General features: G+C 38.4%; 31 protein-coding genes. 3 read left to right on the top strand and 28 right to left on the bottom strand.

What is annotated here, in order from left to right; genetic code table 11:
• Nucleotides 1-151 precede the first annotated feature (151 nt).
• The 4 genes from E7Z78_RS05640 to E7Z78_RS05625 form a co-directional block, all read right to left on the bottom strand.
• Nucleotides 152-307: a hypothetical protein gene (locus E7Z78_RS05640; protein WP_292742259.1), complete on the bottom strand. Its 156-nt coding sequence runs from the start codon at nt 305-307 to the stop codon at nt 152-154.
• A gap of 109 nt (nt 308-416) precedes the next feature.
• Nucleotides 417-524, bottom strand: coding sequence for a zinc-ribbon domain-containing protein (locus tag E7Z78_RS05635; protein WP_292742232.1), 108 nt, complete (start codon nt 522-524; stop codon nt 417-419).
• A 10-nt stretch (nt 525-534) separates the two neighbouring features.
• A complete protein-coding gene (locus E7Z78_RS05630) occupies nt 535-1710 on the bottom strand; it encodes a MalY/PatB family protein (RefSeq protein WP_303724189.1) in 1176 nt (391 codons plus the stop codon).
• Nucleotides 1697-2215 (bottom strand): nitroreductase family protein, encoded by a 519-nt coding sequence (locus tag E7Z78_RS05625; RefSeq protein WP_292742262.1) that lies wholly within the window; start codon nt 2213-2215, stop codon nt 1697-1699. Before E7Z78_RS05625 ends, E7Z78_RS05630 begins: the two co-directional genes overlap by 14 nt.
• A gap of 56 nt (nt 2216-2271) precedes the next feature.
• Between E7Z78_RS05625 and E7Z78_RS05620 the strand changes: the two genes are divergently transcribed.
• A complete protein-coding gene (locus tag E7Z78_RS05620; RefSeq protein ID WP_292742263.1) occupies nt 2272-2757 on the top strand; it encodes a DUF308 domain-containing protein in 486 nt (161 codons plus the stop codon).
• Between the two features lie 194 nt (nt 2758-2951).
• Here E7Z78_RS05620 and E7Z78_RS05615 read toward each other — a convergent pair whose 3' ends face one another.
• The 4 genes from E7Z78_RS05615 to E7Z78_RS05600 all read right to left on the bottom strand — a co-directional run bounded on the left by E7Z78_RS05615 (nt 2952) and on the right by E7Z78_RS05600 (nt 5710).
• A complete protein-coding gene (locus E7Z78_RS05615) occupies nt 2952-3725 on the bottom strand; it encodes a hypothetical protein (RefSeq protein WP_303724188.1) in 774 nt (257 codons plus the stop codon).
• Between the two features lie 127 nt (nt 3726-3852).
• Entirely contained in the window at nt 3853-4452 is a 600-nt protein-coding gene (locus E7Z78_RS05610) for a flavodoxin family protein (RefSeq protein WP_292742264.1), read from the bottom strand.
• Nucleotides 4449-5081 carry a flavodoxin family protein gene (locus tag E7Z78_RS05605; protein WP_292742265.1) on the bottom strand — a complete coding sequence of 211 codons (633 nt, stop codon included), beginning with the start codon at nt 5079-5081 and terminating at the stop codon, nt 4449-4451. The genes E7Z78_RS05610 and E7Z78_RS05605 overlap by 4 nt, the downstream gene beginning before the upstream one ends.
• Complete coding sequence (locus E7Z78_RS05600) at nt 5078-5710, bottom strand: flavodoxin family protein (RefSeq protein ID WP_303724187.1); 633 nt, start codon at nt 5708-5710, stop codon at nt 5078-5080. The genes E7Z78_RS05605 and E7Z78_RS05600 overlap by 4 nt, the downstream gene beginning before the upstream one ends.
• A 152-nt stretch (nt 5711-5862) precedes the next feature.
• Here E7Z78_RS05600 and E7Z78_RS05595 point away from each other — a divergent pair, with 152 nt between their 5' ends.
• Nucleotides 5863-6546, top strand: coding sequence for a TIGR00266 family protein (locus E7Z78_RS05595; protein ID WP_292742241.1), 684 nt, complete (start codon nt 5863-5865; stop codon nt 6544-6546).
• A gap of 129 nt (nt 6547-6675) precedes the next feature.
• On the opposite strand, the gene serS is transcribed toward E7Z78_RS05595, so the two are convergent.
• The 18 genes from serS to E7Z78_RS05505 form a co-directional block, all read right to left on the bottom strand.
• Nucleotides 6676-7953: a serine--tRNA ligase gene (serS, locus tag E7Z78_RS05590; RefSeq protein ID WP_292742266.1), complete on the bottom strand. Its 1278-nt coding sequence runs from the start codon at nt 7951-7953 to the stop codon at nt 6676-6678.
• A gap of 121 nt (nt 7954-8074) precedes the next feature.
• Nucleotides 8075-8857, bottom strand: coding sequence for a nitroreductase family protein (locus tag E7Z78_RS05585; RefSeq protein ID WP_292742267.1), 783 nt, complete (start codon nt 8855-8857; stop codon nt 8075-8077).
• Nucleotides 8858-8875: 18 nt separating this feature from the next.
• Entirely contained in the window at nt 8876-9226 is a 351-nt protein-coding gene (locus tag E7Z78_RS05580; protein WP_292742268.1) for an arsenate reductase family protein, read from the bottom strand.
• Nucleotides 9227-9242: 16 nt separating this feature from the next.
• Nucleotides 9243-9887 carry an HAD family hydrolase gene (locus E7Z78_RS05575; RefSeq protein WP_292742269.1) on the bottom strand — a complete coding sequence of 215 codons (645 nt, stop codon included), beginning with the start codon at nt 9885-9887 and terminating at the stop codon, nt 9243-9245.
• Between the two features lie 43 nt (nt 9888-9930).
• Entirely contained in the window at nt 9931-10377 is a 447-nt protein-coding gene (locus tag E7Z78_RS05570; protein WP_303724186.1) for a GNAT family N-acetyltransferase, read from the bottom strand.
• Nucleotides 10378-10390: 13 nt separating this feature from the next.
• Nucleotides 10391-10909: a YgjV family protein gene (locus E7Z78_RS05565; RefSeq protein ID WP_303724185.1), complete on the bottom strand. Its 519-nt coding sequence runs from the start codon at nt 10907-10909 to the stop codon at nt 10391-10393.
• Nucleotides 10910-10976: 67 nt separating this feature from the next.
• Nucleotides 10977-12143 carry an MFS transporter gene (locus tag E7Z78_RS05560; RefSeq protein ID WP_303724184.1) on the bottom strand — a complete coding sequence of 389 codons (1167 nt, stop codon included), beginning with the start codon at nt 12141-12143 and terminating at the stop codon, nt 10977-10979.
• A complete protein-coding gene (locus E7Z78_RS05555; RefSeq protein ID WP_292742271.1) occupies nt 12118-12438 on the bottom strand; it encodes a hypothetical protein in 321 nt (106 codons plus the stop codon). Before E7Z78_RS05555 ends, E7Z78_RS05560 begins: the two co-directional genes overlap by 26 nt.
• Before the next feature lie 64 nt (nt 12439-12502).
• Entirely contained in the window at nt 12503-12967 is a 465-nt protein-coding gene (locus E7Z78_RS05550) for a methylated-DNA--[protein]-cysteine S-methyltransferase (protein WP_292742272.1), read from the bottom strand.
• A gap of 2 nt (nt 12968-12969) precedes the next feature.
• Nucleotides 12970-13764: a Ni-sirohydrochlorin a,c-diamide reductive cyclase ATP-dependent reductase subunit gene (gene cfbC, locus E7Z78_RS05545; RefSeq protein ID WP_292742273.1), complete on the bottom strand. Its 795-nt coding sequence runs from the start codon at nt 13762-13764 to the stop codon at nt 12970-12972.
• Entirely contained in the window at nt 13757-15004 is a 1248-nt protein-coding gene (locus E7Z78_RS05540) for a peptidase U32 family protein (protein WP_303724183.1), read from the bottom strand. Before E7Z78_RS05540 ends, cfbC begins: the two co-directional genes overlap by 8 nt.
• 5 nt (nt 15005-15009) lie before the next feature.
• On the bottom strand, nt 15010-16431 hold the full coding sequence (purF, locus tag E7Z78_RS05535; protein ID WP_303724182.1) for an amidophosphoribosyltransferase: 1422 nt from the start codon (nt 16429-16431) through the stop codon (nt 15010-15012).
• 68 nt (nt 16432-16499) lie between these two features.
• Nucleotides 16500-17393, bottom strand: coding sequence for a hypothetical protein (locus E7Z78_RS05530; protein WP_303724181.1), 894 nt, complete (start codon nt 17391-17393; stop codon nt 16500-16502).
• A gap of 9 nt (nt 17394-17402) precedes the next feature.
• Nucleotides 17403-18371: a UDP-glucose 4-epimerase GalE gene (gene galE, locus E7Z78_RS05525; protein ID WP_303724180.1), complete on the bottom strand. Its 969-nt coding sequence runs from the start codon at nt 18369-18371 to the stop codon at nt 17403-17405.
• Between the two features lie 9 nt (nt 18372-18380).
• The gene (locus E7Z78_RS05520; protein WP_303724179.1) at nt 18381-19559 is read right to left on the bottom strand and encodes an NAD(P)/FAD-dependent oxidoreductase; all 1179 of its coding nucleotides are present in this window, start codon (nt 19557-19559) and stop codon (nt 18381-18383) included.
• Nucleotides 19560-19564: 5 nt separating this feature from the next.
• Nucleotides 19565-19732 carry a 4Fe-4S binding protein gene (locus E7Z78_RS05515; RefSeq protein ID WP_292609466.1) on the bottom strand — a complete coding sequence of 56 codons (168 nt, stop codon included), beginning with the start codon at nt 19730-19732 and terminating at the stop codon, nt 19565-19567.
• A gap of 122 nt (nt 19733-19854) precedes the next feature.
• A complete protein-coding gene (locus E7Z78_RS05510) occupies nt 19855-20280 on the bottom strand; it encodes a universal stress protein (protein WP_303724178.1) in 426 nt (141 codons plus the stop codon).
• A 2-nt stretch (nt 20281-20282) separates the two neighbouring features.
• Nucleotides 20283-21989 (bottom strand): ATP-binding cassette domain-containing protein, encoded by a 1707-nt coding sequence (locus E7Z78_RS05505; RefSeq protein ID WP_303724177.1) that lies wholly within the window; start codon nt 21987-21989, stop codon nt 20283-20285.
• A gap of 87 nt (nt 21990-22076) precedes the next feature.
• Between E7Z78_RS05505 and E7Z78_RS05500 the strand changes: the two genes are divergently transcribed.
• Nucleotides 22077-22373 (top strand): hypothetical protein, encoded by a 297-nt coding sequence (locus E7Z78_RS05500; RefSeq protein ID WP_303724176.1) that lies wholly within the window; start codon nt 22077-22079, stop codon nt 22371-22373.
• On the opposite strand, the gene E7Z78_RS05495 is transcribed toward E7Z78_RS05500, so the two are convergent.
• The gene (locus E7Z78_RS05495) at nt 22370-22912 is read right to left on the bottom strand and encodes a zinc ribbon domain-containing protein (protein ID WP_303724175.1); all 543 of its coding nucleotides are present in this window, start codon (nt 22910-22912) and stop codon (nt 22370-22372) included. The two genes, E7Z78_RS05500 and E7Z78_RS05495, sit on opposite strands and share 4 nt — an antisense overlap.
• Nucleotides 22913-23011: 99 nt before the next feature.
• A complete protein-coding gene (gene uvrC / locus E7Z78_RS05490; protein ID WP_303724174.1) occupies nt 23012-24763 on the bottom strand; it encodes an excinuclease ABC subunit UvrC in 1752 nt (583 codons plus the stop codon).
• Nucleotides 24764-24771: the final 8 nt, after the last annotated feature.

Below are 24771 nucleotides of genomic sequence, written 5' to 3'. Positions count from 1 at the left end.
TGATTAAACATCAAAAAAAGAATATGTTTTCTTTTTCTTATAACAACTTATATACATTTATAATAAATAGAGTTTATCTAAGAGCATTTGGAAAGTAATACGGCATATTTTTTTATTTTGCAAAAAAATTCTAAAAATTCAACAAAACCCCTTAAAAGTGCAATTCATCTCCCGGCTTAAAGAAGCCGGAGAATTCTTGCACAATAATGTTAAAGTTAATGCTTTCGATTAATTCTTCGTCTTGAACTTCAATGATTTCGGTTGAGTTTTCATCACTTGCATATGCACAACCCACCAGAAATGACAATAAAACAAAACAAAATCTTCAAACCTTTCTTCATGATAATTAATTTTTTTGTTTAGATTATTTAAATTTAGCTTATTTATTTAAAAAAAAATGGATTAGATGAATATGTTCATTCATCTTCCCAATCATCACTGTCAAAATCAGGGTCAAAACCGCAGTTGTCACAATATGGCTCATTATCAGCCAGTATTGAACCGCAACGAGGACATGTCTTCATATAACTCCCCCTATATATTTTTAGATAGTCTGTTTATGTTGTTTAAGGCAATTACACCAGCCTTAAGCTTATCCAACCCTTCCTTTAATAACTTTTGAGGGCATGCTATATTCATCCTCAGGAAATTGTCTCCGCATTGGCCGAAATCGGAACCTGCTGAGATGAACAATCCCTGATTCTGCCTTAAGAATTCAGACAATGCCTTTGATGGAGTGTTTAAAGCTGAACAGTCAAGCCACAACAGGTATGTGGCATCACATTCAATCAACTTGACTATTGGAAGCTCTTCAGATAGGTAATCCCTGACAATCTGCTTGTTTTCATACAGGACTTCCCTAAGCTCCTCCAGCCAGTCCTCGGATTCATTGTATGCTGATCGAACAGCAGTTGTTGCAAAAACGTTGCATGAGTCTGAATTGTCAATGTGAATTTGAGATTTTATCTTTTCCAATAGCTCAGGGTTTGTTGCATGAACCACTGAACTTTGATATCCTGCTATATTGAATGATTTTGACGGTGAAAGGCACCTTATGACATTATCATTTGCCCTGAACGGATTGTACTTGACACCGGGATCTGTCAGGTCACAGTGTATCTCATCAGAAATCAGTATGACGTCATGCTTTCGGCACAGCTCATCAATCCTGTCCAGTTCCTCACGTGACCAGATTTTTCCTATCGGATTGTGGGGATTGCATAAAATCATCATCTTGACTTTTGACAGTTTCTCATCCAAGTCATCAAAATCGATTTTATACTCGCCGTTTTCAAAAATCAATTCATTCTCCAACACTTTCCTGTCATTTTCCTCAATGACATAGAAAAAGACATGATAAACAGGTGTTTGAATTAATATCTCATCGCCAACATCAGTCAGGCACCTGATCATTGATGATATTGACGGCATCACTCCCATTGCATATGCCATATCCTCACGAGACATTTTCAAGCCATATCTTCTGTCCCACCAACTGATGTATGCATCAAAAAGCTCATCAGTGACTATGGTATAGCCGTATACTGGGTGATTGGCCCTTTCTAGGATGGCTTCGCTGATTTTTGGAGCCACCTTGAAGTCCATGTCCGCCACCCACATCGGCAAATCATCATCAAATAAATCCCATTTGACTGAATCGGTGTTGTGCCTGTCCACAACACTTTCAAAGTCGTACTTAGTATTTTTCATAGTGTATTCTTTCCTCATCAAACTTGTCCATGAACTTGTTTTCCCAGCCGTCGGCAGGGTATCCTATTGTAATTATACAGTAAGGCTTGGTTTCAGTTATATCATCAATTCCAATGATTTTACCGATTGCCTCCATTCTTTCCTCTTCAGGTGCAACACCATTCCACAATGCACCCAATCCAAGGTTTACCGCTTCAAGCAGCATGTTTTCAGCAGCAGCTCCCATGTCCTGTTGCCATACTAATTTATAAAATGACCTTTCAATATTGGCCACAAGAACAATTGCAACTGGCGCGTTGGTTACTCTAGGTTTAATTTCACCGAGTTTTGCAAGGGTATCCTTGTTTTTAACCACTACAAACTCCCAAGGTTCAGCTCCAAGCCTTGAACCTGGCGCCTGCATTCCTGCCTTAATGATTTTTAAAATATCATCATCACTAACTTCCTTATCAGCATATTCACGAATGCTTCTTCTTGTATTGATTATTTCTTCAAAATCAGACATATTTTTAAATAATATCTTTATCATATAAATAATTAGTAGAAATGGAGGTGAACATAGTGATTAATAAGAGTGCAGGACTTTTGTCCATTATTCTCGGTTTGATTTTCATTATATTCCCAATGTTTTCAGCAGGAATGGTTTCATTCATCGTTGGATTGAGCTTACTGTTCTTCGGTATTTCAGCTGCATTCATGGGATTCAACATGAGAAACAACATTAACAATACCTATTCAACAATAACTATTATCATTGGTATAATAGCTATTATATTTGGATTCCTGTTCCTATTCTATATTGATGCATTGTCATTCCTTACAGGTGTTCAATTCTACCTTGTCGGATTCATAATGATAATCTTCGGTATTACCGGACTTGTATCCAAAATGAGCCGTGTATCTACCTTTACTTCAATATTGGTATTGATAATGGGAATAATTGCAATCGCTCTTGCGGCATTTGCAATGTCACAACCAGTATACATTGCAATAATAATAGGCATAGTCCTAATCATTGAGGGAATTGCAATGCTTCTATCAGATTAGACTTGGCTAATTATAAAAAAAAGAATTTTTTTCCAACCATCACCAATTAAACACTTTTACATTGCTTAAAACTTATCAAACTCTAATTAACCAAGTCTAGGATTTAATGTTAAATCCAATTGGTATTTTTGGTGCTGGTTTTAAATAAAAATAGTTGAAGTGCGACTTGATGATTTGTCACACTTGCAAAATGTTTATATATCTGATTCCAATTCATGGAATCCTATGTCTTTTTCGGCGCAGAACTCTTTAATGCGTGAGATTATCTCTAAGATATCATCTTCATCATATTCGTTTTTGAAGTAGAATACAACAGGCTGCGCATTGGTGTATACTGTAAGAATGATGTAGTCATTGCCGTATGCATCAACCTTAAGTGTATTGTACATTTGAATATGCTGAATGATATCGTTTTGAGCCTTGCCGACGGAAGTCTCATTGCCAATTTGTCTAACTTCTGATCTTTCGTACTGCTGTTTTAATTTTAGGAGTTTGTCCTCGTCGGTTAAAACCTCACCTTCGGGTTTCAAATCACCGAGTTTTTCTCTGAACAGTTTCGCATTGTGTAGTTTTTCCTGAATTTCTGTCAATTCAATTTTCAATTGGTTTTCCTCTTCAAGCAATGAGTTTATGAATGCTTCACTTCCGTTGTTGAATTCCTCATACATCTCAAGCACGTCTCTTGGTGAGAGTATTGAGTGATTCTTAAAGAACTCCTTCGTGTGTGGTTTCACACGAATGCTCAATGGCTTGAGGTTCTCCTTTCTTTTTGAGTCATTGTCGAAGAATTCCTCTTTAAGGTCGTGTCCTCTTTTGTGTAGAGCCTGCATTCTTTCATCGAAGATTCTTTCGAAGTCCTCACGGGACAAATCTTCCGGGAAATTGATTTCAAATTCCCCTGGAATGTATGATCCTCCGAATTTTTCATTTCCGAATACAAACTTTCTAGTTCTCTTTTGGTTTGTCATTGTATCACCTAAAATTTGTATTACAATTTTGGTTTTTGTATACAATACAATATTTCAACTAGGTAGTATATAAATGTATTCATTTTTAAAATTTGTATACGTGAAAAATTTAAAAAAAATGACCAAATTATTTGCATAATTCAGCGCTGATTTCAAAAACTTTATCCAAATCAGCTGAAAAAAGTTTTTCCTTTTCATCAAGTTCATCGGATTCCTCAGACTCCCTTTTGGTAATGCTTCTGAATGAGTGAATCTGAACTTCCCCGTTGAACATCTCAAGCAGACCTTCTGATGATTTAAGGTTAGGCCTTACGGACTTTTCAAAATATTCCACAGAATAATTCAGTGTGTAGAACAATCCCACATTGATCTTGCCCTTAAATGTGTTACCTGTCTTATAGGAGACTATGCAATAAACCAGTCTCTCAATCAATGCCCTGTAATGGCTGGTGGGTTCAGTGAAAAAGATTGGCACTGTAATCAAAAGACAATCAGCATCAAGAATCCTTTCAATCAATGGTGAAACCTCATCCTTCCAGTAGCACTTGCCGACTTTTTCCTCTTTCTTGCAGATTGTACAGTTCATGCATCCGCACAAATCAAGGGAATATAAATCAACATATTCAACTTCAGCCCCTGTGGATTCGGCACCCTTTAAAGATGATTTTGCAAGCTGTGCGTTATGGTCCCTTCTTTTGGGACCTGCATTAATGACAACCGCTTTCATTTGCTTAGCTCCGCTCCGATTTCAAATGCCTTTTCAAGGTCTTTTGGGAACTGCAGGATCCATTGCTTTTCCTTTGCTTCCTGTGAAAACCCTGCCATGTTGAATTTGGAATAGTCGCTGACCTGGATGGTATCGCAAACAGGATAGGTTACAATCTGACCGTTTAAGAATGAGAATAAAAATTCTGTGCTGGACAGGCTGTCCTTCATTGACTGTTCATAAAAGTCCAGTGGAGCGTTCATTGTGTAGAATATTCCCACATTGACCTTTCCGGTGAAATAGCTTGAACCGTCATCATATGACATTATGCAGAAAATCAGCCTTTCAACCAGTGCCCTGAATTCGCTTGTCGGCTGGCCGAAGTAAATCGGTGAGCCTATCAAGAGGCAATCCGCATCAAGAATCTTATCGATTACCTTTGTCAGGTCATCGTTCCAGTAGCATTTACCCTTGGTCTTTTCTTTCAGCTTGCATGCAAGACAGCTCCTGCAACCCTTGAACACCAAGTCATAGAGGTTGAAGTATTCTGTTTCGGCACCTGCTGACTCTGCACCCTTTTGTGCTGCCTGCATTATCTCAGCAGTGTTCCATTTCTTTCTTGGACTTGCATTAATGACAATTGTCTTCATTTGGATAGCTCCGCACCTATTTTAAAGGCTTCTTTTAAGTCAACTGGGAATTGCTTTTCACGACTACGTTTCTTATCCTCCTCATTGAATGCTCCCATTGCATACTTGGAGTAGTCATTGACCTGCAATGTATTGAATACCGGATAGATTTTGACCTCTCCGTTGAGCATGTTGAAAACCTGGGATGATGACTGGAGATAATCCTCCATCATTGTCTCATAGTAGTCTTCAGGAGCGTTCATTGTAAAGAACAATCCGACATTTACCTTGCCCTCAAAGTATGACCCGAAACCGTCGTAGGACAATATGCAGAATATCAGTCTTTCCATCAGTGCACGGTAGTGGCTTGTAGGCTCATTGAAGTATATCGGAGAGCCGATTAATAATGTATCAGCATCAAGTATCCTTTCGATTAGAGGAGACAGTTCATCCTTCCAGTAGCATTTGCAACGTTCCTTATCCTCTCTCTTACATACAAGACAACTCATGCAGCCATGTAAATCAAGTTTATATAAATCAACGTATTCAACTTCAGCACCGGCTGACTCTGCACCTTTAGCGGCTTCCTTCATGATTTGTGCGGTGTTCCATTTTCTTCTTGGACTTGCATTAATTACAATTGTTTTCATTTTAATCCCCATATAACTTATTAATTAATTATATTGAATTTAATGCTTAAAAAAACTATTTATATTAAATCCATACAATGAATTAACAAAATTACAAATAATAGGTGAATATCTATATAATATAAAAATTCAATAATTAATTAGGTGATATCATGGAATATGAAATTCGCGGAGGAGCATTTCCAATAGTAATCTGCAAATTGCAGAAAGGCGAAACAATGGTTGATGAGACAGGAGCCATGGCATTCATGAGCTCAAACATGAAAATGGATACAAATACAGGAGGAGGACTTCTAAAAGGACTTGGAAGAGCATTATCCGGAGACACAATATTCTTAAGTTTCTTTACAGCACAAGAAGACGGTGCAGAAATAGGATTCGCATCATGCTATCCTGGAAAAATTCTCCCAATAAGACTGAACGGATCAAATTCCATTATCGGTCAGAAAAACGCATTCTTAACATCCGAAAAAGGTGTTGACATTCAAATGCACTTCAGAAAAAAACTCGGTGCAGGAATATTCGGTGGAGAAGGATTCATTCTTCAAAAGTTCACCGGAGAAGGAATGCTTTTCTTGGAAATTGACGGAGACGTTATCGAAAAGGACCTTGCACCAGGTGAAAAGCTGATTATCGACCAAGGTCACGTTGCTGCAATGGAAGAGACCGTTGACTTTGACATTCAAAGGGTTAAAGGTGCAAAAAACATGCTGTTCGGTGGTGAAGGACTGTTCTTCGCTACATTGACCGGACCCGGAAGAGTCTGGATTCAAAGCATGCCACTAAGCAGACTCGTTGAGGCAATAACACCATACCTGCCACAACCTAAAGAATAATCAAATAAAGAAGTTTATTTTCATAAAATAAACTTTTTTAAACTTTTTTTAAAAAAACCAGATATAAAAAAAAAATAATAATAAAAAAAGGATATATTTGGAGATAAATCTCCATAATTTAAAATAAAACTATTTTTTAGCTTCGATAACTGTTTTTCCATTCATGTAAGGGACTAACACTTCAGGAACTTTAACACTACCGTCAGCCTGCTGATAGTTTTCCAAAATACAGCACATTGTTCTTTCAGTTGCAATAGCTGTACTGTTTAATGTGTGTAATGTTTGAGCATCTCCAGAACCTGCTCTACCTACACGAGTCTTGGTCTTACGAGCCTGGTAGTCTTTACAGTTGGTACATGATACCAATTCCCTGAATGCACCGGAACCTGGGAACCATGCTTCCAAATCGTATTTGATAGCTGCATTGTCATTCAATGCAGATGACACGATAGCAATGATTTGATATGGAAGGCCTAATTTCTGGTAAATCCTTTCTGTGACTTCCATCAGATGGTCATGCTGGTTTCTTGAATCTTCAGGTGTTGAGTAGATGAACTGCTCGATTTTCTCAAACTGGTGAACCCTGAAAATACCTAATGTGTCTTTTCCGTGAGACCCTGCCTCTTTTCTAAAGCAGGTTGATAATGCACAGTATCTTAACGGCAATTCATCAGGACTTATGATTTCATCCCTGTGAAGAGCAGCTAAAGTTTGTTCAGCGGTTGCAATAAGGTACATGTCCTCGTTTTCAACCTTGTATAATGTCTCTTCAAATTCACCGAGCTCGGAGGTTTCCGCTGCAACTTCACCTTTTACAAAGAATGGTGTTTGCATTGGAATGTAACCTTCTTTTTCAAGTTCTGATAATGCGAATTGAATCAATGCTAAGTTTAAATGTAAAATGTCACGTTTGAGGTAGTAGAATCTTGCTCCTGCAATGCTTGCTGCAGTTTCAAGGTCTGCTCCATCAATCTTGTTGATTAAATCAACATGGTTTAAAAGCTCAAAGTCATATTCAGGAATTTCACCGTAGGTTCTCACAACCACATTGTCGTCTTCGGTATCTGAGACTGGAACATCCTCATCGATGATGTTTCCAACCTTGTACCTGTAGTCATCACGAAGCTTGAGGTATTCTGCGTTTTTAGCGGTCAATTCCTTGATTTCAGATGCAACTTCTTTTGATCTTGAAATGACTTCTTCCAAGTTGCCTTCTTCTTTAGCTTTCTTGAATGATTTTGATAATTTATTCTTCTCTGATCTTAAAGAGTTGAGTTTTCTTTCACCTTCTCTCCATAAGGTGTCGTATTCTATTACCTTTTCAACGTTTTCTGTGTCTCTAAATCTCTTCTTTTCAGAGTCTATGATTATTTCTGGATTTTCTCTGAATAATTTTATATCTAACAATATTTTGTCCCCTAAAATATTTTATACACTATTAACTTTGATTGTCTTATTTTTTAAAGTTATTGAAAAAAAGTGTTTTTAGGGTTTAATTCAAAACCCCAATTTTAAAATTAAACCTAATTCATTCACATGTAATTGTGGCAATGTATTCAGTGTGGTCATCAGCTTCAATTCCCGGATTATCAATGCTGAACTCGCCATCGGTTACACACATGAAATGACAGATTGCAATTCCCAAATCGATTTTTTGAACCTGCCAACTGACACCTGATGAATATCCTTCAGTGTGCCTCACATAGAAATGATACTTATTATCCTGCTTTACGACTCTCCAAGGCTGTCTGTTTGCAGCTGATGGTGCCCATCTGACCGCTTCAAGACATTCATCACTTGAAATCAATGGAGTGTTGAAATCACCATCGAAGAATAGCTCGGTTGCTGGAAATCTCTCATCTCCCTGAACCATTTGCCTTAATTTCTTGTCCACTTTGGAATGATCATCTGACGGATATCCCAATGGGGAAACTATCATCATCAACTCGTCATCGTTCAAGTCAATGGCATTCTCAAAGACTTTCCTGTCCAGTGTGCCTCCAATCCATGTGGTTCCGATTCCAAGGCTCCATGCGTATAATACCATCATTTCAAAGGAGTATCCGAAGGCCTCCTCGCAGTGCTCCACATCAGGCACTGTTGCGATGACATATTCATTTTCACCCTCAATGACAGGGCTTGAAAGACCGCACTCCTCACAGTCACGTATGTAAAAGTTGACTGGAATCCCGTAAGGGTTTTTGATTGTTTGAATATATTCTAAAAGTTTATTGATGTCATTTTTTGATATTTTCTCTTCGTTGAAAGTTCTGAAACTTTTTCTTGTCTTGATGATTTGCTTAAAATCCACAACAATCCCTCAAAAAGATTAAAGCAATTTTTCTTCCCATTCCTTTTGTTTAAAGCCGACTAGAACAAAGTCGTCGCCAACAACGATTGGGCGTTTAACAAGCATTCCATTAGTTGCAAGCAATTCAAACTGTTCCTGTTCGCTCATGTCGGGAAGCTTGTCCTTTATTTTGTTTTCACGATATATTTTACCGCTGGTGTTGAAAAATCTTTTAAGAGGTAAGCCTGATTTATTATACCATGCTTCAATTTCATCCGCTTGTGGATTGTCCTCTACAATGTGTCTTGACTCATATTCAATATTGTGTTCATCCAGCCAGTTTTTGGCTTTTTTGCATGTTGAACATTTAGGGTACTGTACGAATAACATACTTTGATTTATATACCTAGAAATATTTAATTATTTCATCAAAGTCATCGATAGCTTCAAGAATGTAATCGTTTTCCCAGTCCTTCTCATTGCCGTATCCCCATCTGACGATAACGCAATCGATTCCCGCATTTTTTGCGGTTTGAATGTCAGTGCCGGAGTCACCGATGTATATTGCATCATCCAGACTGATATCAGCCTTTTCAATCATCTTCAAGACGGCGTGAGGATCAGGTTTTGAGGGGTAGTCAAAGTCATGTCCCATTATCATGAAAAAGTCAATGTCGCTGTAGAACTTCTCGACAAAGGTTTCGATTGAATCGGTGAATCTGTTTGAGTTGATTCCAATCATAACTCCCATATCCTGCAATTTCTCTAATATTTCCACGCTTTTCGGGAATGGTATGGTGTTTTCCTTTGGTGATGCATAATACATGTCAAGGTAAGTGTCTTTTACCATCTTGACATTTTCGGGAGTGTAGTTGTCCTCAAGAACAAGCGCTACAATCTCGTCAATGTTTCCTCCCAGGTACTTGACGTATTCGTCGCTTGTCAGTGTTGGAAAATCATACATTGTGAGAGCCTTGTTTAAAAGTATAACGACATCGTGAACGGAATCCATTATTGTTCCGTCAAAATCAAAAATTGCAAGTTTCTTCATGGTTACTTATTTGTTTTTGCAAATAAAAAAAATTTTCTCTAAGCTAAAACTCCTTTTTCATGCATATTACACTTTCATCATCAACAAACTGGCCGAAACTGTCAGTCAAGTGATAATCCAGTTTTTCATATAGCATGATGGCAGGATTGTTATTGGCTCCGGTTACAATGATTGAATATTTAAAGTTATCGTTTATGACCCGTTTTTCCAATTGTCTGATGAGAGTATAGGCAATTCCCTTTTTTCTGAATTCCTTTTTAACATAAACACGCTTGAACTCAACGGTATCCTCATCAAAAACACGATAGCTTGCACATGCCACTGCCTCGTTTGATATTACTGCAAGCAGGACAACATGTGGCTTTGTAAACTCATTGTAGTCATCATACTTTGAGAGTTCCTCACCAATGCGTTCATAGTATCCCCTGTCAAGCTCATCTACAAGTTTAATGAATCTTTCATCCTTTTCGTCTGTGAGAACTGTCTGCATGATATCACAACACTTAAGCATTATCCTTTGACATTAAAAGTCTTGCCAGCGCAACAACTCCAACCATGGCGGTGAAGCTTTCGATTGCGGCTGATGCGAAATCCCAAATAGCTAGAAAATAAACAATGTAAATTGCACTGTTTACAATGAAACCTATTTTGATCTTTTTGATTGTCTTTAAATAGTAGTTGCACAATGTGATTTGAACGATTGCAATTATCGGCAATAGCCCAACGAATCCCATCGTATTTACCAGCACTCCCAACACGATTGAAATTACTATGAAAAACACTGTCCATCTGAATGTTAATTTGTCCTTATAGACCATCAGGTTACGTGAAGCCGCAATAGCCATTGTGACAACGCCTGTCCATGAAAAGAAAAACATGGAAGAAATCATTAAAATGAAAGCGTTTAGAAACTGGTGTTTATATGCCTGCTTTTCGTCATTGACCCACATGCTGATAATGATGAAAATTCCAGCGATTAAAGATATCACATTACCTATGACTATATTTAACGGCAAATCCATGTAGACCTATTTATAAAACCAGTTAAATAAATTTAACCTAAAAAAATGTGATAATCACTAAATGAACTTATCTTTTAAGAGCATATATTGCAATTGGCAATGCTATTAGAGTGATTATTGATGAAATAAGATAAACCGGTGCATAACCGCTTGTGGCTGAAACGAAGCTTCCAAGAAGTGCCGGTCCGAATCCCATTGTGCCGTCGCAGAATATGAAAAATGTTGAGATTGCATATGACCTGCGCTCTGGAGGAGTATTTCGTGTAACGATGGTTGTGCAGGCGGAGTTGAGTGTTCCGAAACCCAAAGCGGCACAGACTGCACAGATGAAAACTGTCAGACCTGACGGTGCAACAGCTATAAGAAAGAGTCCGATGCTTTGTGCGACGATTCCTACAATACAGATAATCAAATCGCCGCCCCTGTCCTGGATTCTGCCTGCAATCGGCCTTGAAACAATTAAAATTATTGAATAAATGATAAAGAACCATGAAAATGCAGAGGCCAGGTTAACCTCCACCGCATACAGCCTGTAAAATGACAATATTGAAACATAGCCGAGGCTTGTGAGTGCTGTAAAAAGTGAAACGGGAATTGCATTATATTCAAACACCTTCTCCAGACCGGAATGCTCATCGCTTGAGGTTTCATGTTCAGGCTCGTCAAACCTTAAAAGAACCATTGCAATCAGGGCTATGGCGGAAAATACTGATGCTACCATAAAACATCCTGTTGAGTGAAGATTATCATACACCAATCCACCAACATACGGACCCAATCCGACGGCGATTGTTGTTCCAAGCATGAAATATCCGAATGCCTCTCCGAAACGACTTTTCGGAAGGATTTCAGATGCGATTGTCACTATCGCATTGGCTGATGCGCCAAAGCCTATCCCATGTATGAACCTGACAATCAAAAGCAGTTCCACGCTGTCGACAATGAAATAGAGAAGGCAGGCGATAAAGTGAATGCCCATGAAAATGAGTGCAGTCCTTTTCCAGCCGCTTCTTGAAAGTGCATTACCTGAATAGATTCTTGAGCATAATCCTCCGAAAATATAGATTCCTGAAACCAGTCCCGCTATTGTTGCAGTGGTTCCCATTGATGTGGCGTATTCTGTGACAGTTGACATTAACGCATACATCACAAGGGCTGTGAAAAGCAATGCTATAAATATCAAAAGGAATGATTTGGTGAATATCTTCTCATTTTCTTGAACGTTCATCATCATTAATATATTCAACTTCTACAAAATTAAGCTTAACTATTGTATAAATTGCAAGAACTCCAAATATTACGACGGTGATTGCCATCAGAATGCCTCCCCAAACGCCTTGTAGGGAATTTGGAATGTCCAGATACATCAGAATGAATATTGGAAGGCCTATGAATGCCGTGATGATTATGGCTGCATTCAATGAGGAATGACCCTCAGTATTAAAAATGTATGTGAAGAGTATCAGAAACACTGCGATTATTGAAATAGAAATTATAATGTCATTGCCCCAGTCCGTGAACAACTTCAAAAAAACAATTATCAAAAATAAAGATGCATAGGCAAATGCCCTTAATGGAAACCTGATCATATAATCACTTTAGGATATTTTCTATTTTCAACAGTTCTATTTTCCTGTCCAAGCCTGCTGCATATCCTGTCAGTTTCCCGTTCTTTCCCAAAACCCTATGGCAGGGTATTATGATGGCTATAGGATTTGCACCAACAGCACCTCCAACAGCCTGAGCCGCCATGTTATCTGAAATCATTGAGGCGATTTCCCCATATGTTAATGTCTCGCCATATGGAATCTCAGACAGTATCTCCCAGACCTTCATCCTGAACTGACTGCCTTTTGGATTCAGCTTAAAGCCTATTTTTGGATTTAATCCTTTGAAATAGTCATCAAACCATCTTTTTACCTGATTAAAAATAGTCAAATTGTCACAAACAATATGGTCCTCATCAATGCTGTCAAATGACACCTGACAGATTGCCTCGCCGTCACTTGCAATGTGCAACTTTCCCAATGGGGAGTCATATTTGGTTACGTATAACATTTTTATAAGTATGACTTGAAAAATTCCTCGAACTCCTCATCATCCATAGGTTCCGGAGTTGATATGTTTTCATTATGCATAATGCTTGAAGCAAGGTCTCGGTATTCTTGTGCTTCAGCACTTTCAGGGTATTTTTCTACAACGGTTTTTGCATCTAATTCAGCATCTTGAATCAAATTACTTCTATGGATAGTACCAATAACATGTGTGCCTATCTTTTCGGCAAAGTCATGAACAATCTGCTCCTCATTGTCGACATTTCTGCAGTTGCACACTATACCGCTCAAGTTTCCCTTGAGCTTCTTGACACCACGAACAATATTGTTTGCAGCATACAATGCCATATATTCACCGGATGTTACAATCAATACCTCATCAGCATACTTTTCACGCAAAGGCACTGAAAAACCGCCGCATACAACATCCCCTAAAACGTCATATACGACAACATCCAAGTCATCATCGAAAATGCCCAGTTTTTCAAGGCGCTTCATGGCCACGATAACACCACGTCCGGCACAGCCGACACCAGGTTCAGGCCCACCGCTTTCAACACATTGAATATCCTTAAAACCAGTAAAAACCAAGTCCTCCTTTTCAGGATTCCTGTTATTCTTCAATGTGTTTACAACAGTTGGAATTCTTTTTCCATATAATGTACGTGTGGTGTCCGCCTTTGGATCACATCCAATTACCAGACAGTTCAAATCCTCACTGCCCCATACGGCTGATAGATTTGCCACAGTGGTACTCTTTCCTATTCCGCCTTTTCCATAAATAGCTATTTTCTTAATCATCAATAGTCCTCTCAACTAACTTATAAACAAAATCGTTTTCACGAACTTTTGTAAGCATTGCAATTGCAACATTGCAACCTTTATCAACATAATCAACAGATTTTCCTTCAATCTGCATTGAATCAATTGTATGAGTGACAGATCCTGTGGTTCTGCCCTGTATAATAATCTTATCTCCAATTTTCAAATCATCCCATATTCTGAGTTCTGCCGCCTTTACCTTATTGAAGTAATTAACGACCTGTCCAATGTCTCTTTTAATGTATTTGGATTGATTGTCCTCGCTAATCTCAAATGGAGTGTTAAAGTAAAAGTTTGTGTCAAAACCACGGTTGAAAACACTTGTCAACTCATCCATCCATTCACTTTTAACATTATAATTCAACGGGTCTTTTACATAGTCATCAATTGCCTCTCTGTAAATCCCAGTAACCATTGCACCATAATCCGGACTTCGTGCCCTTCCCTCTATCTTGAATGATGCAACACCACTTTTCATCAGTTCAGGAATGTATTCAATCATGCACATGTCTTTAGGTGAGAAGAAGTTGGTTCTGTAGCTTCCATCTTCACTTCCTGTAATAACAAATGATTCGTCCTCAACATCAGAGAAGTTAATGACATTGTCTTCGCCTTCCTCATATTTCAATGTCCAGTTCTTGCGGCATGGCTGCAGGCAGTCCCCGCAGTTGGCGCTTCTGCCGTATAATCCGTAACTTAAAAAGCATCTTCCGGAAATGGCCATGCATATTGCACCATGAATGAATATTTCAGTTTCAATAGGTGATTTCTGGGTGATTTCAGTAATTTCCCTTAAGGACAGTTCGCGTGAAAGTATTGCACGCTTTGCACCTAATTTCTTAAGGGTTTTGAGAGTGTAGGAATTGGTAACGTTTTCCTGAACGCTAATGTGAGCCTCAAGACCATGTGAAACCGTATCCTCAATAAGTCCGATGTCAGATAAAATAAGTCCGTCAATTTCAGATGATGAAATTGACTCAAGATTTGCGTCAAGCTCACTGGCCAAACGCTCATTTAAAATAATATTAGTGCATAAATAGGTTTTAGCCCCATATTCTTTAGCAATTTGGGAAACTTCACTCAAATCATCAATGGAAAAGTTTTTGGCATTGGCCCTCATATTATAGTCATCAAGGCCAAAGTAAACCGCATCGGCACCGTTTTCAAGAACAGCACGCAATGATATGAAGTTTCCAGCAGGAGCTAATAACTCAACCATAATATCTAAGGTTTATAGTAAGTTTCAGCTTCAAGACCGTCAGGAATTTCAGTAGGATATTCCTCATTCAAACAACCTAGGCATAGGTTTTCCTTAGGCATTCCAATAGCCTTTACCAATGCAGGCAAGGTAATGTAGCCTAAACTGTCAATGTCAAGTTGCTCTTGAATTTCCTCAACAGTGTAGTTTGCTGCAATCAATTCCTTTTTGGTAGCCATTGCCACACCGTAATAACAAGGCGCCATTACAGGAGGACAACCCACTAGGAAGTGAATTTCAGCAGGTTCCGCTTCCTTAACAAGATCAAGTAATTGTTTTGAAGTGGTACCCCTAACGATACTGTCATCTATTAGAATAATCTTTTTACCCTTGATTGCTTCCTTGATAGGGTTTAATTTAAGTCTGACCGCCAATTCCCTTTCTTCCTGGGTTGGCATAATGAATGTCCTTCCGACATACCTGTTCTTGATTAATCCTTCACCGTAAGGGATTCCGGAAGCTCTGGAATATCCAATAGCCGCTGGAATTGAGGAGTCAGGCACTGGAATAACAACATCAGCGTCAATAGGGTATAGTTCATGCAATTGTTTACCAATGTTCATTCTGGTTTCATAAACATTGATGCCGTCGATTGTACTGTCAGGCCTTGCAAAGTAAACATATTCGAACATACAATGTGAAAGCTTGCATTTTCCTGCACTTTCCAACATGTGGGAGTTTATTTCATCGTTTTTAAAGTAAACGACCTCACCAGGCACTACATCCCTAACGTATTTGGCATTGATAACATCAAAAGCAACAGTTTCTGAAGCTACAATATAATCTCCGTCCCTTTCCGCAATGGCAAGGGGTTTGATTCCCATAGGATCCCTTACACCATAAAGTTCACCATCAACAAGGATAGTCAATGCATATGACCCTACAAGCCTTTTGCATACATCTTCAATTGCTTCTAAAATGTCTTTCTTGTTATCGTAATGTTCTCTTTTAATCAAATAGCAGATTACTTCTGAATCTGAATCTGATCTGAAATAAAATCCGTCATCAATAAGCTCTTGTCTTAACTCGTCAGAGTTTACAATATCTCCATTATGAGCCATTGCAATAAATCCATCACCGAAATCGATTACGAACGGTTGGGAATTTTCAAGTTTTGACTGGCCGGTAGTAGAGTATCTCACATGACCAACGGCCATGTGACCCGGTAGACTCTGAATCAAATCATTGTCAAATACATCAGTTATCAAACCCATACCGCAGTGATGACTTAAACCTACGGTTTGATTAAAAGTAGCAATTCCTGCTGATTCTTGACCTCTGTGCTGTAAAGCATACAAACAGTAATAAATTAGTGATGCAACATCCTTAGATTCATCTTTAGAATGAAATCCAACAATACCACACTTGTCTTCCATTTCACCTTGCATGTACTATAACTCCCTTATAAAATAGTATAATAATAATTTTGTTAAACTAGTATAAAATAATAATTGTTTTAATCCCAAAAGTTTTCAAAATTGTTTGGAATTTCATAATCATCATTCACTTCAGGAGGGACGGATTCTTCATTTGAGGACAGTTCCTTTTTCAAATCCTCACTATTGTCATCGACAAAGATTAAAGCGGTTCTAACAATGTTTAACCACTCAATAGCCTTCTGTCTTGATTCTGCTGCAATGAAACCCTGTCCAACCATAATGTTTTCAGGCTTGAACTTGTTTGTGGCAATTACAACACGCTCCTCATCATTCAGCTCCTGATGGAAAACATCCTGCCACAGGTCGTTCAGGTTGAATATTTCCAGGATGTCCCGTGAGTAGATATCATCATAGCGCAACTTAAATGCTGAAAAATCAGACCTGACCTCATCAAGGTCTTCACGCAGTTCCTTATTCTCCTGAGTGAGCACATCCTGTTCCTTAATAAGTTGATTGTAATCATCAAGTAAATTATTATAATTATGAGTTACCTTCATTAGCTTGTTTTCCAAAGTGTGGATATTAATTAAATTTAAAGAATAAGACAATGTTGATTTTATTATTGAGTTTAATATCTCCTTTTCAGCAAGTCTAAAGTCAATGGACTCATCCTCAACAATAATATTGTTATAATCAAACAATCCAATGTGATTAAAATCAGTTTTCAATTCATTAAAAAGAATATTGAATGTTTCATCATGACCGTATCCACCGATAAGCAGAATGTCAGCGCCACTGGCAACTTTCTTAACAATATTGACCTCTACGGTAGGAATAATGGATGAAACAATAATATTGTAATCGTTTTCAAGCTGAATATTGTTCACAGCCTTGGAAACAAGCTGTGCAACATCCAAACCATCGACAATTATACGAACATCAATTTTTGATTCATGATTTTCATTATCCATGAAAATTACCTAAATTATATTCATTTTCTCATGCCATTTCCATGCGGACTCAACAATCTGCTCCAGATTGTATTGAGGAGTCCATCCGAGTTTTTCCTTAATCTTAGTAGAGTCTGCAATTAAAACAGCAGGGTCACCTTCACGGCGATCATCCATTTTTACTTCAAAATCACGACCGGTGACTTTTTTGCACATGTCAATGACTTCACGAACTGAATATCCTTCACCGTTTCCCAGGTTGAAGACATTTGACTCGCCTTCATTGCAGAGGTATTCATATGCCTTAATATGGGCATCGGCAAGGTCATTTACGTGAATGTAATCACGAATGCAAGTTCCGTCCGGAGTGTCGTAATCAGTACCGAAAATGGAAATGCTGTCCCTTTTTCCGATTGCAGCATCTAAAATCAAAGGAATCAAGTGAGTTTCAGGGTCATGCAATTCCCCAATCTCACCGTCAAAATCACATCCTGCCGCATTGAAGTATCTTAAGGACACATAATTGAAATCACCTTTGGCAGCTTCCCTTTCAAGCGCCTTTTCGGTGATGAACTTGGAATGTCCATAAGGATTAATCGGCTTTAAATCCTGATCTTCGGTAATCGGCACCTTTTCAGGATTTCCATACACCGCTGCGGTGGATGATAGAATAAATTTATCTACACCAAACTCCCTCATGATTTGTAAAAGATTAAGTGTGTTTTTGTAATTGTTTTTAAAGTATTTTTGAGGAAGTTCAACTGATTCAGCTACTGATGAAAAAGCGGCAAAGTGAATGACACCATCAATGTCATATTTTTCAAAGACTTCCCTTATGTCCTTGCTTCCAAAATCATAGTTTTCGAAGTTTCCCCATTTTACAAAGTTCTCATATCCCTTGCAGAGATTATCAACAACAACAGTGTCATAGCCGGCATTGTGCAATGCCTTGTTGGTGTGTGAACCAATGTAGCCTGCTCCTCCAGTAACTAAAATCAATTTCAACACCTAGATAAATTTACCTAATTTGAGTAAAGCTTTTGGAGAGATTTTAATTAATTTTTGAACGATTTCAGTGGTTGAGATCTTTTCAAAGCTTTCTCCTTCAAATGCATGAGCAATGCTGTCTAATTCATCATCAGATAATGTGAGTAAGTATTCTTGAACTTTTTTGTATCTTTTGATTTCATGGTCAAGCTCTTCGTGAGCCATCTTGTCATATTGTTTCAAGAATTTTTTGGAGCAGTCTTCTTTAATAGCTTGAGCTGCCACTTGACCTGCGCACATTCCTCCAGTCATACCGGAGATGATTCCTCCACCGGTTAATGGGTTTACTTGACCTGCAGCGTCACCAACAACCATGATGTTGTCATCGTAAAGTTTTTTGGTCATTCCACCGACTGGGTCTCCACCTACATTCATTTCCACTGCTTGAGCGTTTTTCAAGTAAGGGGATTTAGCAACAAAGTCGTCTAAGTATTCTTTTGCGGTTTTTTCAGCTTTGTGAGGTAAGATTGCTAAACCTACGTTTGCAATGTCATCACCTTTAGGGAAAATCCATACGTATCCTCCAGGTGCGCATGAACCGAAGTAGAATTCGATAACTCCAGGTCTTTCAAATTCAACGTTACACATTTCATATTGAACACCGGATTCCATTTCTTTTGGTTTTGCAGCTGGTCTTAATCCTGCCCATCTTGCAACGTGACCTTCAGGACCGTCTGCTGCGATTAAGATTTTACATTTGTAGTCAATCTTTTCTCCCATGCATTCGGTTTCAACAATGTATCCGTTGTCGATTTTTTCAATGCCGGTAACTAATGTTTTGATTTTGATTTCCGCACCTGCTCTTGCAGCATCCATTGCCATGTGTTTATCGAACACTTTTCTTTCAAGAATGTAACCTGCTTCTGGCAATTGCACTTCATCTTTGGTTAACCATACGTCGGTTCCGTCAGGTGCCTGTAATCTTACACCTTCGATTTCCTGGGTTACCCAGCGAGGAGAAGGTTCGATTCCTAATTTTTCTAATCCTTGAATGGAAACTCCTTCTGCACATCTTTTTGGTGCACCAATTTCTGATTTCTTATCCATTAAAATAACTTTTGCTCCGCCTAATGCAGCGTGTTTTGCTGCGCTGGATCCTGCAGGTCCTGAACCTACTACAATTACATCAGTTTCAATCATATTAATCAGTCCTCTTTTTCTAAAGCATCAATTGGACATGCTTTAATGCATGTGTCACAATCTTTACAGTCATCGTCATTAAACACTAATGCGTATTCTCTTACTTGTATTAAATTTCTTGGACAAACTCCGGCACATTCTCCACAGAATGAGCACCAATCTTTTACAATCATAAAATTATCTCCTAATATAAACAGTTTATGTTATGAATAGTAAGTTTTTTATTATATTTAAAGGTTTAGTAAAAAATAGACAAATATAGCAATAAAAAAGAGTAAAAAAAAGTTTTAGAGTATTATTTAACCAATAATACTGGAACATCAGAAGTCCTTAAGAGTCTTTCTGAAACGGAACCTATTTGAGTATCTGAAACCTCATTTTCCTCAAAAGAAACGAAACGCTTATCATTGGCCCCATGTGCATGTATGACTACCAAATCAGCTCTGGTCTGGTCGATAATGAACTTCATGTCCCTTAATGGGTCAGCAGTGAGCAGGTGCTCGACAACTTCAACACCAACATTGCCTGCCTTTTCAGTAATCTTTGCAAGAATCGCATCTCCTGAATCCTCCTCTGAAGCATAGCTGTTAAAGGAGAATTCCTCAAGAACATGCACCGCTGCGATTTTGGAGTTGAATTTTTTGGCTATTTCAATGGCAACATCCGCTGCCTTATAACCGTAATCTGAACCGTCCACAGGTACAGCAATCACTTCAAACATTGCTATTCCCCTTTCAAGTAATCCGCATGACAGAAGTCAATGAAATTATCTACAATCTCATCAATGTTTTCGCTGTCATCAACAATCTTACCGTCATCCATGAATATTGCACGGTTGGACAATTCCTTGATGAAGTCGGTGTTGTGTGAAATCATCACGATGGTGATTCCATAATCCTTTGCGATTGTTTTCAATGCGTTTGTCACATCCCTCAATGTGACAGGGTCCAAATCACCGAACGGCTCATCCAACAACAGGAATTTAGGCCTTGAAATCAAGATCAGTGCAAGCATTACACGGACTTTCTGTCCACCGGAAAGCTCATATGATTTCCTATGGAGAATGTCCATGTCCAAGTCAAGGCTTTCAAAGATGTCAGCAACTGCTTCCTTGGTTGCTGTTTCAGGGAATCTAGGGAACAGATCATCCAAGATATCTGCATCAAGTCCAATTTGCTTTAGACGGTCCCTTGCCTCTACTTCCGGCAAGTCTGTAAGTAAATAGAATGAGTCTAATAATTCATCGCTGAGGCCTATTTTTCTGGCTCTTTCCTGTGCCTCTTTAACGATGTTTGAATTTTTATAACCTAATCTGGTGGCCAGTTGATTTAAGACTGTTGCATAATGGTTTAAGGCGAATTCCTGATGCATGAAACCAAGTTTTGAACGGATTTCCATACGTCCCATACCCGGAATGTCAATATCTGCCCAGTTTCCATCGTCAAGCTTATACAATACCTCTCCCTTGTCAGGGTCTTCCAAACCGCCGAGCATTCTTAAAAGAACGGTTTTACCTGCACCACTAGGTCCGATAATACTTAATATATTTTTCTTTTGAACGGTAAAGTTCACATCCTCTATCTGGAGAACCTCACCGCCTGTCAGGAGGTAGAATCTCTTGTAAATGTCATTTGCCTGGATAACATCCTCATCTGTGGAGACGTTTTCAATATCCACAATGTCATCCATTCCTTCCATGAACTCATCACAGATCTTTTCGGGTGAACCCTCATCGACTATTTCGCCGTCTTCAAGTAAAATAACCCTGTCAGCCAAGTATTTTTGCACTTCAGGCAAGTGGGAAATGACAATTACAGTAATATTCAATTCCTTATTGATCTTTTTGACTGCATCCAATATCTCTTGTTTTGTTTTAGGGCATGCCATGGTTGCAGGTTCATCCAGAAGTAAAGCCTTAGGCTGTTTTGCAAGCTGCCTTGCCATGATGAGTCTTTGCTTTTCACCACCACTTAGTACAGATGCGTAATGGTCCTTCTTATGGGTCAATGAGACAAGTTCCAGAAGCTCATCGGCCTCTTCACCGAATTCGCTTTCGGCTACTTCAAAGTTGGTGTCTCCCTCATCGAAGTATCTTCTGGCATAGAGTTTACGCAACACGTTTTCACGAACTGTGTCCGGCCAGATTCCGAAAGACCTTTGAAGGTGTATTGCTGTTTCCTTTTTAAGGTTATTATAGTAAAATTGAGAGGATTCAGATGTTACTTTAGCATCACCGACACTGATTGAACCGGCGTCAATGTGTTCAACACCTCTGATTGCCCTTAAGAGTGTAGTTTTACCGGAACCACTCTTACCCATGATTCCAAGTATTTCTCCTTCCTTTACTTCAAAACTAACATCTTTAAGTGCAGTAATTTTTGTTCCATCATCGAGTTCATAAGCTTTACTTACATTTTCAACTTTTATCATTCTTTATGCCCCTTTTTAATCATACCAATTTTTATAAATGAAACTATTTATATTTTAATTTTTAAATTATTAAAACAAGTGATAAATATGGCTAGCGAGAATAAGATTCAAGAATACCAAAACATGTTAGAACAAGATAAAATAATGATTGAAACCCATTTCGCCAATATGGAAAGAATTTTAAGGGACGAACCAAAATTAGACCAGGAAAAAGCATTCGGACTACTGAATAACTTTAACACACTAAGTATCCAATACGACCAATTATGCAATGATCTTATCAACTTCATCAAGGTTTTCAAGGGCAAGGATGAACAGGAAATCAGGCTCTACAAAACCGAAGAACTGATTGGACTTTTAGAAGACAGGCTCAGCCAGTTCTAATAGTTATAGTTTATTACTATACGGCCTGTTGCATTTGTAGTTGATTGCTCTTCTACAACTTCACCATTTCTTAAAAGCTGAACTTTTAATTCCCCTTCACCATAATCCTGTTTTTGAACGTCAAGTGCTATCCTATCCCAGGCGGCACAGTCAAGAGTATAAGTTTTATTTCCATAATCTGACTCTTTTACAAGGTAATTAGGATCACCCATTTCGGCGTACCAACTACCTTCATAACTAATTACAGCTTTGTAAGGATAAGAAGATGACTGTAAATGACTTCCATCATCAGTAATGACATTCAATGAATCCTGATAAGTCGGTTGGGTATTATTATAAATAAAAGAGAATAATAAAAACGCTATAATAATAATCCCTAAGATAATTACAATTTTTTTACCTAAACCCATATTCCAGCTGCTGTCCCGCCGAGTATTTTTAATCCTATTTCCATCGGAGTCAGCTAGAAGATAGGCACAGTTATCACAATATATCGATGAGGGTGCATTTTCATACCCACATCGTGGACATTTAACCATAAATTTGATTCCTCTACACTTGTTATGAAAACTTTATAAAAATTCTTATATTTAAATGTAATTGAAAATTAGCCGTTTTTAGAAAAAAATAATTAATTTCTAGTGATAAAAATCAAAGACATTTTGAGCAGTTTTCAAATTCATGCCCTCGGTTTCGGCTAATTGCTCCACTGATGCATTTTTAATGTTTTCTAAGGTTCCGAATTCTTTCAAAAGAGCAATTTTTCTTTTTTTACCGATGCCAACGATATCGTCGAGTGAAGAGGCTTGAATATTCTTGCTACGGAGTTTTCTATGATAGGTTATCGCAAATCTATGAGATTCATCCCTCACTTGCTGAAGCAAATGAAGAGCCTTGTTGTTTTTAGGAATGATAATCGGACGTGATGAATTTGGAATAAATATTTCCTCAAACTCCTTTGCAAGCCCAATGATTGGTATATGAGTGAGATTTAATTTCTCCAATACTCCGCAAGCCATGCCCAGCTGTCCCTTACCTCCATCGATGACTATAAGGTCAGGTTCCGGGTCCCTATCCACCATTTTCAATCTGCGGGTCAGCAATTCCTCCATCATTGCAAAATCGTTCGGACCTGGAGTTTCCATACGGAAATGCTTATACATTTTTTTGTTGGGTTTGCCGTCCTTGAATGACACTTTAGAGCCAACTGCAAATTTCCCTGAAATGTTACTGATATCGTATCCTTCGATTACACGAGGCAATTTTTCAAGCTTAAGGTATTTTTTAAGCTCGATTAATGCATCCTCCATCTTTTTCTTTTGGTGCTTGATGATTTCAGCATTTTTCTTTGCCATCTTGACGAGCCTTAGCTTAACTCCCTTTTGAGGAACCTTGATTTTAACCTTGTTGCCTCTCAGGTCACTTAGCCAATCCTCTAAAAGATCCTTATCGTCAATGTCCTCATCGAGAAGAATCTGCTTTGGAATATGACGATTATAACCGTAATACTGCTGTATGAATGCGAACATGATTTCTGATGGTGAATCGTATTGTGATGCGCTCATCAAAAAGTCGTCACGGCCAACGATCTTGCCGTTTCTAATAGGCATTATGATTACCACAACCTCGTTTTCCCCAGGAGCAATGGCTATGACGTCCTGGTCAAGGTCATCGTCCACAAGGTCAACGAACTGTTTTTCCATAATCTCTTCTATGGATGCTATCTGGTCCCTTATTACGGCAGCCTTTTCAAATTCCTCATTAGAAGCGGCATCCATCATTTCCTTTTTGAGATTCTTGACTATAGTGGAATACTTTCCCTGGAAGAACAGGTCAATCTTGTTGATTATCTCTGAATACTCCTCCTTGGTGATTCTGCCGTCACATGGAGCATAGCATAAGTCGATTTGTGAGTTCAGGCAAGGGCCGTTCATGTTGCGGCATGTCCTGATTTTAAATAATGACTTTAAAAACTTAACTGTCTGCTTTACTGATCCCACGTCTGTGAACGGTCCGAAATATACTCCGTTTTTAGTTACGTTACGTGTAATCACAAGCCTTGGGAATTCCTCATCGGTGATTTTAACGTAAGGGTATCTCTTATCGTCCTTTAACTGAACATTATATCTTGGACGATGCTTCTTGATTAGGGTTGCCTCGAGAATCAGTGCTTCCTTTTCAGAATTGGTTACTATATACTCCAGGCTGTCGAAGTGACTCATCAGTATTTGAGTCTTTGGCCTGTCAAGCTTTTCCCTAAAATAAGATTTAACCCTTTTAATGAGATTTTTTGCCTTTCCAATATAGATTATGGTGTCTGTCTCATCACGCATGATGTAGACTCCAGGCTTATTCGGCAAATTGTCAGGGGATTTGACTTTGGTTGACATGTAAATCA

Source organism: Methanobrevibacter thaueri, assembly GCF_015062915.1.
GTDB classification, from domain to species: Archaea; Methanobacteriota; Methanobacteria; order Methanobacteriales; family Methanobacteriaceae; genus Methanocatella; species Methanocatella thaueri_B.
This window is presented reverse-complemented; position numbering and strand designations above follow the sequence as displayed.

What these genes read in the sequence shown, in the direction of transcription:
- E7Z78_RS05635 (WP_292742232.1), bottom strand. Translation starts at nt 524, where the DNA reads ATGAAGACATGTCCTCGTTGCGGTTCAATACTGGCTGATAATGAGCCA.
- E7Z78_RS05630 (WP_303724189.1), bottom strand. Translation starts at nt 1,710, where the DNA reads ATGAAAAATACTAAGTACGACTTTGAAAGTGTTGTGGACAGGCACAAC.
- E7Z78_RS05625 (WP_292742262.1), bottom strand. Translation starts at nt 2,215, where the DNA reads ATGTCTGATTTTGAAGAAATAATCAATACAAGAAGAAGCATTCGTGAA.
- E7Z78_RS05615 (WP_303724188.1), bottom strand. Translation starts at nt 3,725, where the DNA reads ATGACAAACCAAAAGAGAACTAGAAAGTTTGTATTCGGAAATGAAAAA.
- E7Z78_RS05610 (WP_292742264.1), bottom strand. Translation starts at nt 4,452, where the DNA reads ATGAAAGCGGTTGTCATTAATGCAGGTCCCAAAAGAAGGGACCATAAC.
- E7Z78_RS05605 (WP_292742265.1), bottom strand. Translation starts at nt 5,081, where the DNA reads ATGAAGACAATTGTCATTAATGCAAGTCCAAGAAAGAAATGGAACACT.
- E7Z78_RS05600 (WP_303724187.1), bottom strand. Translation starts at nt 5,710, where the DNA reads ATGAAAACAATTGTAATTAATGCAAGTCCAAGAAGAAAATGGAACACC.
- E7Z78_RS05595 (WP_292742241.1), top strand. Translation starts at nt 5,863, where the DNA reads ATGGAATATGAAATTCGCGGAGGAGCATTTCCAATAGTAATCTGCAAA.
- E7Z78_RS05580 (WP_292742268.1), bottom strand. Translation starts at nt 9,226, where the DNA reads ATGTTATTCGTACAGTACCCTAAATGTTCAACATGCAAAAAAGCCAAA.
- E7Z78_RS05575 (WP_292742269.1), bottom strand. Translation starts at nt 9,887, where the DNA reads ATGAAGAAACTTGCAATTTTTGATTTTGACGGAACAATAATGGATTCC.
- E7Z78_RS05570 (WP_303724186.1), bottom strand. Translation starts at nt 10,377, where the DNA reads ATGCAGACAGTTCTCACAGACGAAAAGGATGAAAGATTCATTAAACTT.
- E7Z78_RS05565 (WP_303724185.1), bottom strand. Translation starts at nt 10,909, where the DNA reads ATGGATTTGCCGTTAAATATAGTCATAGGTAATGTGATATCTTTAATC.
- E7Z78_RS05560 (WP_303724184.1), bottom strand. Translation starts at nt 12,143, where the DNA reads ATGATGATGAACGTTCAAGAAAATGAGAAGATATTCACCAAATCATTC.
- E7Z78_RS05550 (WP_292742272.1), bottom strand. Translation starts at nt 12,967, where the DNA reads ATGTTATACGTAACCAAATATGACTCCCCATTGGGAAAGTTGCACATT.
- cfbC (WP_292742273.1), bottom strand. Translation starts at nt 13,764, where the DNA reads ATGATTAAGAAAATAGCTATTTATGGAAAAGGCGGAATAGGAAAGAGT.
- E7Z78_RS05540 (WP_303724183.1), bottom strand. Translation starts at nt 15,004, where the DNA reads ATGGTTGAGTTATTAGCTCCTGCTGGAAACTTCATATCATTGCGTGCT.
- purF (WP_303724182.1), bottom strand. Translation starts at nt 16,431, where the DNA reads ATGCAAGGTGAAATGGAAGACAAGTGTGGTATTGTTGGATTTCATTCT.
- E7Z78_RS05530 (WP_303724181.1), bottom strand. Translation starts at nt 17,393, where the DNA reads ATGGATAATGAAAATCATGAATCAAAAATTGATGTTCGTATAATTGTC.
- E7Z78_RS05520 (WP_303724179.1), bottom strand. Translation starts at nt 19,559, where the DNA reads ATGATTGAAACTGATGTAATTGTAGTAGGTTCAGGACCTGCAGGATCC.
- E7Z78_RS05515 (WP_292609466.1), bottom strand. Translation starts at nt 19,732, where the DNA reads ATGATTGTAAAAGATTGGTGCTCATTCTGTGGAGAATGTGCCGGAGTT.
- E7Z78_RS05510 (WP_303724178.1), bottom strand. Translation starts at nt 20,280, where the DNA reads ATGTTTGAAGTGATTGCTGTACCTGTGGACGGTTCAGATTACGGTTAT.
- E7Z78_RS05505 (WP_303724177.1), bottom strand. Translation starts at nt 21,989, where the DNA reads ATGATAAAAGTTGAAAATGTAAGTAAAGCTTATGAACTCGATGATGGA.
- E7Z78_RS05500 (WP_303724176.1), top strand. Translation starts at nt 22,077, where the DNA reads ATGGCTAGCGAGAATAAGATTCAAGAATACCAAAACATGTTAGAACAA.
- E7Z78_RS05495 (WP_303724175.1), bottom strand. Translation starts at nt 22,912, where the DNA reads ATGGTTAAATGTCCACGATGTGGGTATGAAAATGCACCCTCATCGATA.
- uvrC (WP_303724174.1), bottom strand. Translation starts at nt 24,763, where the DNA reads ATGTCAACCAAAGTCAAATCCCCTGACAATTTGCCGAATAAGCCTGGA.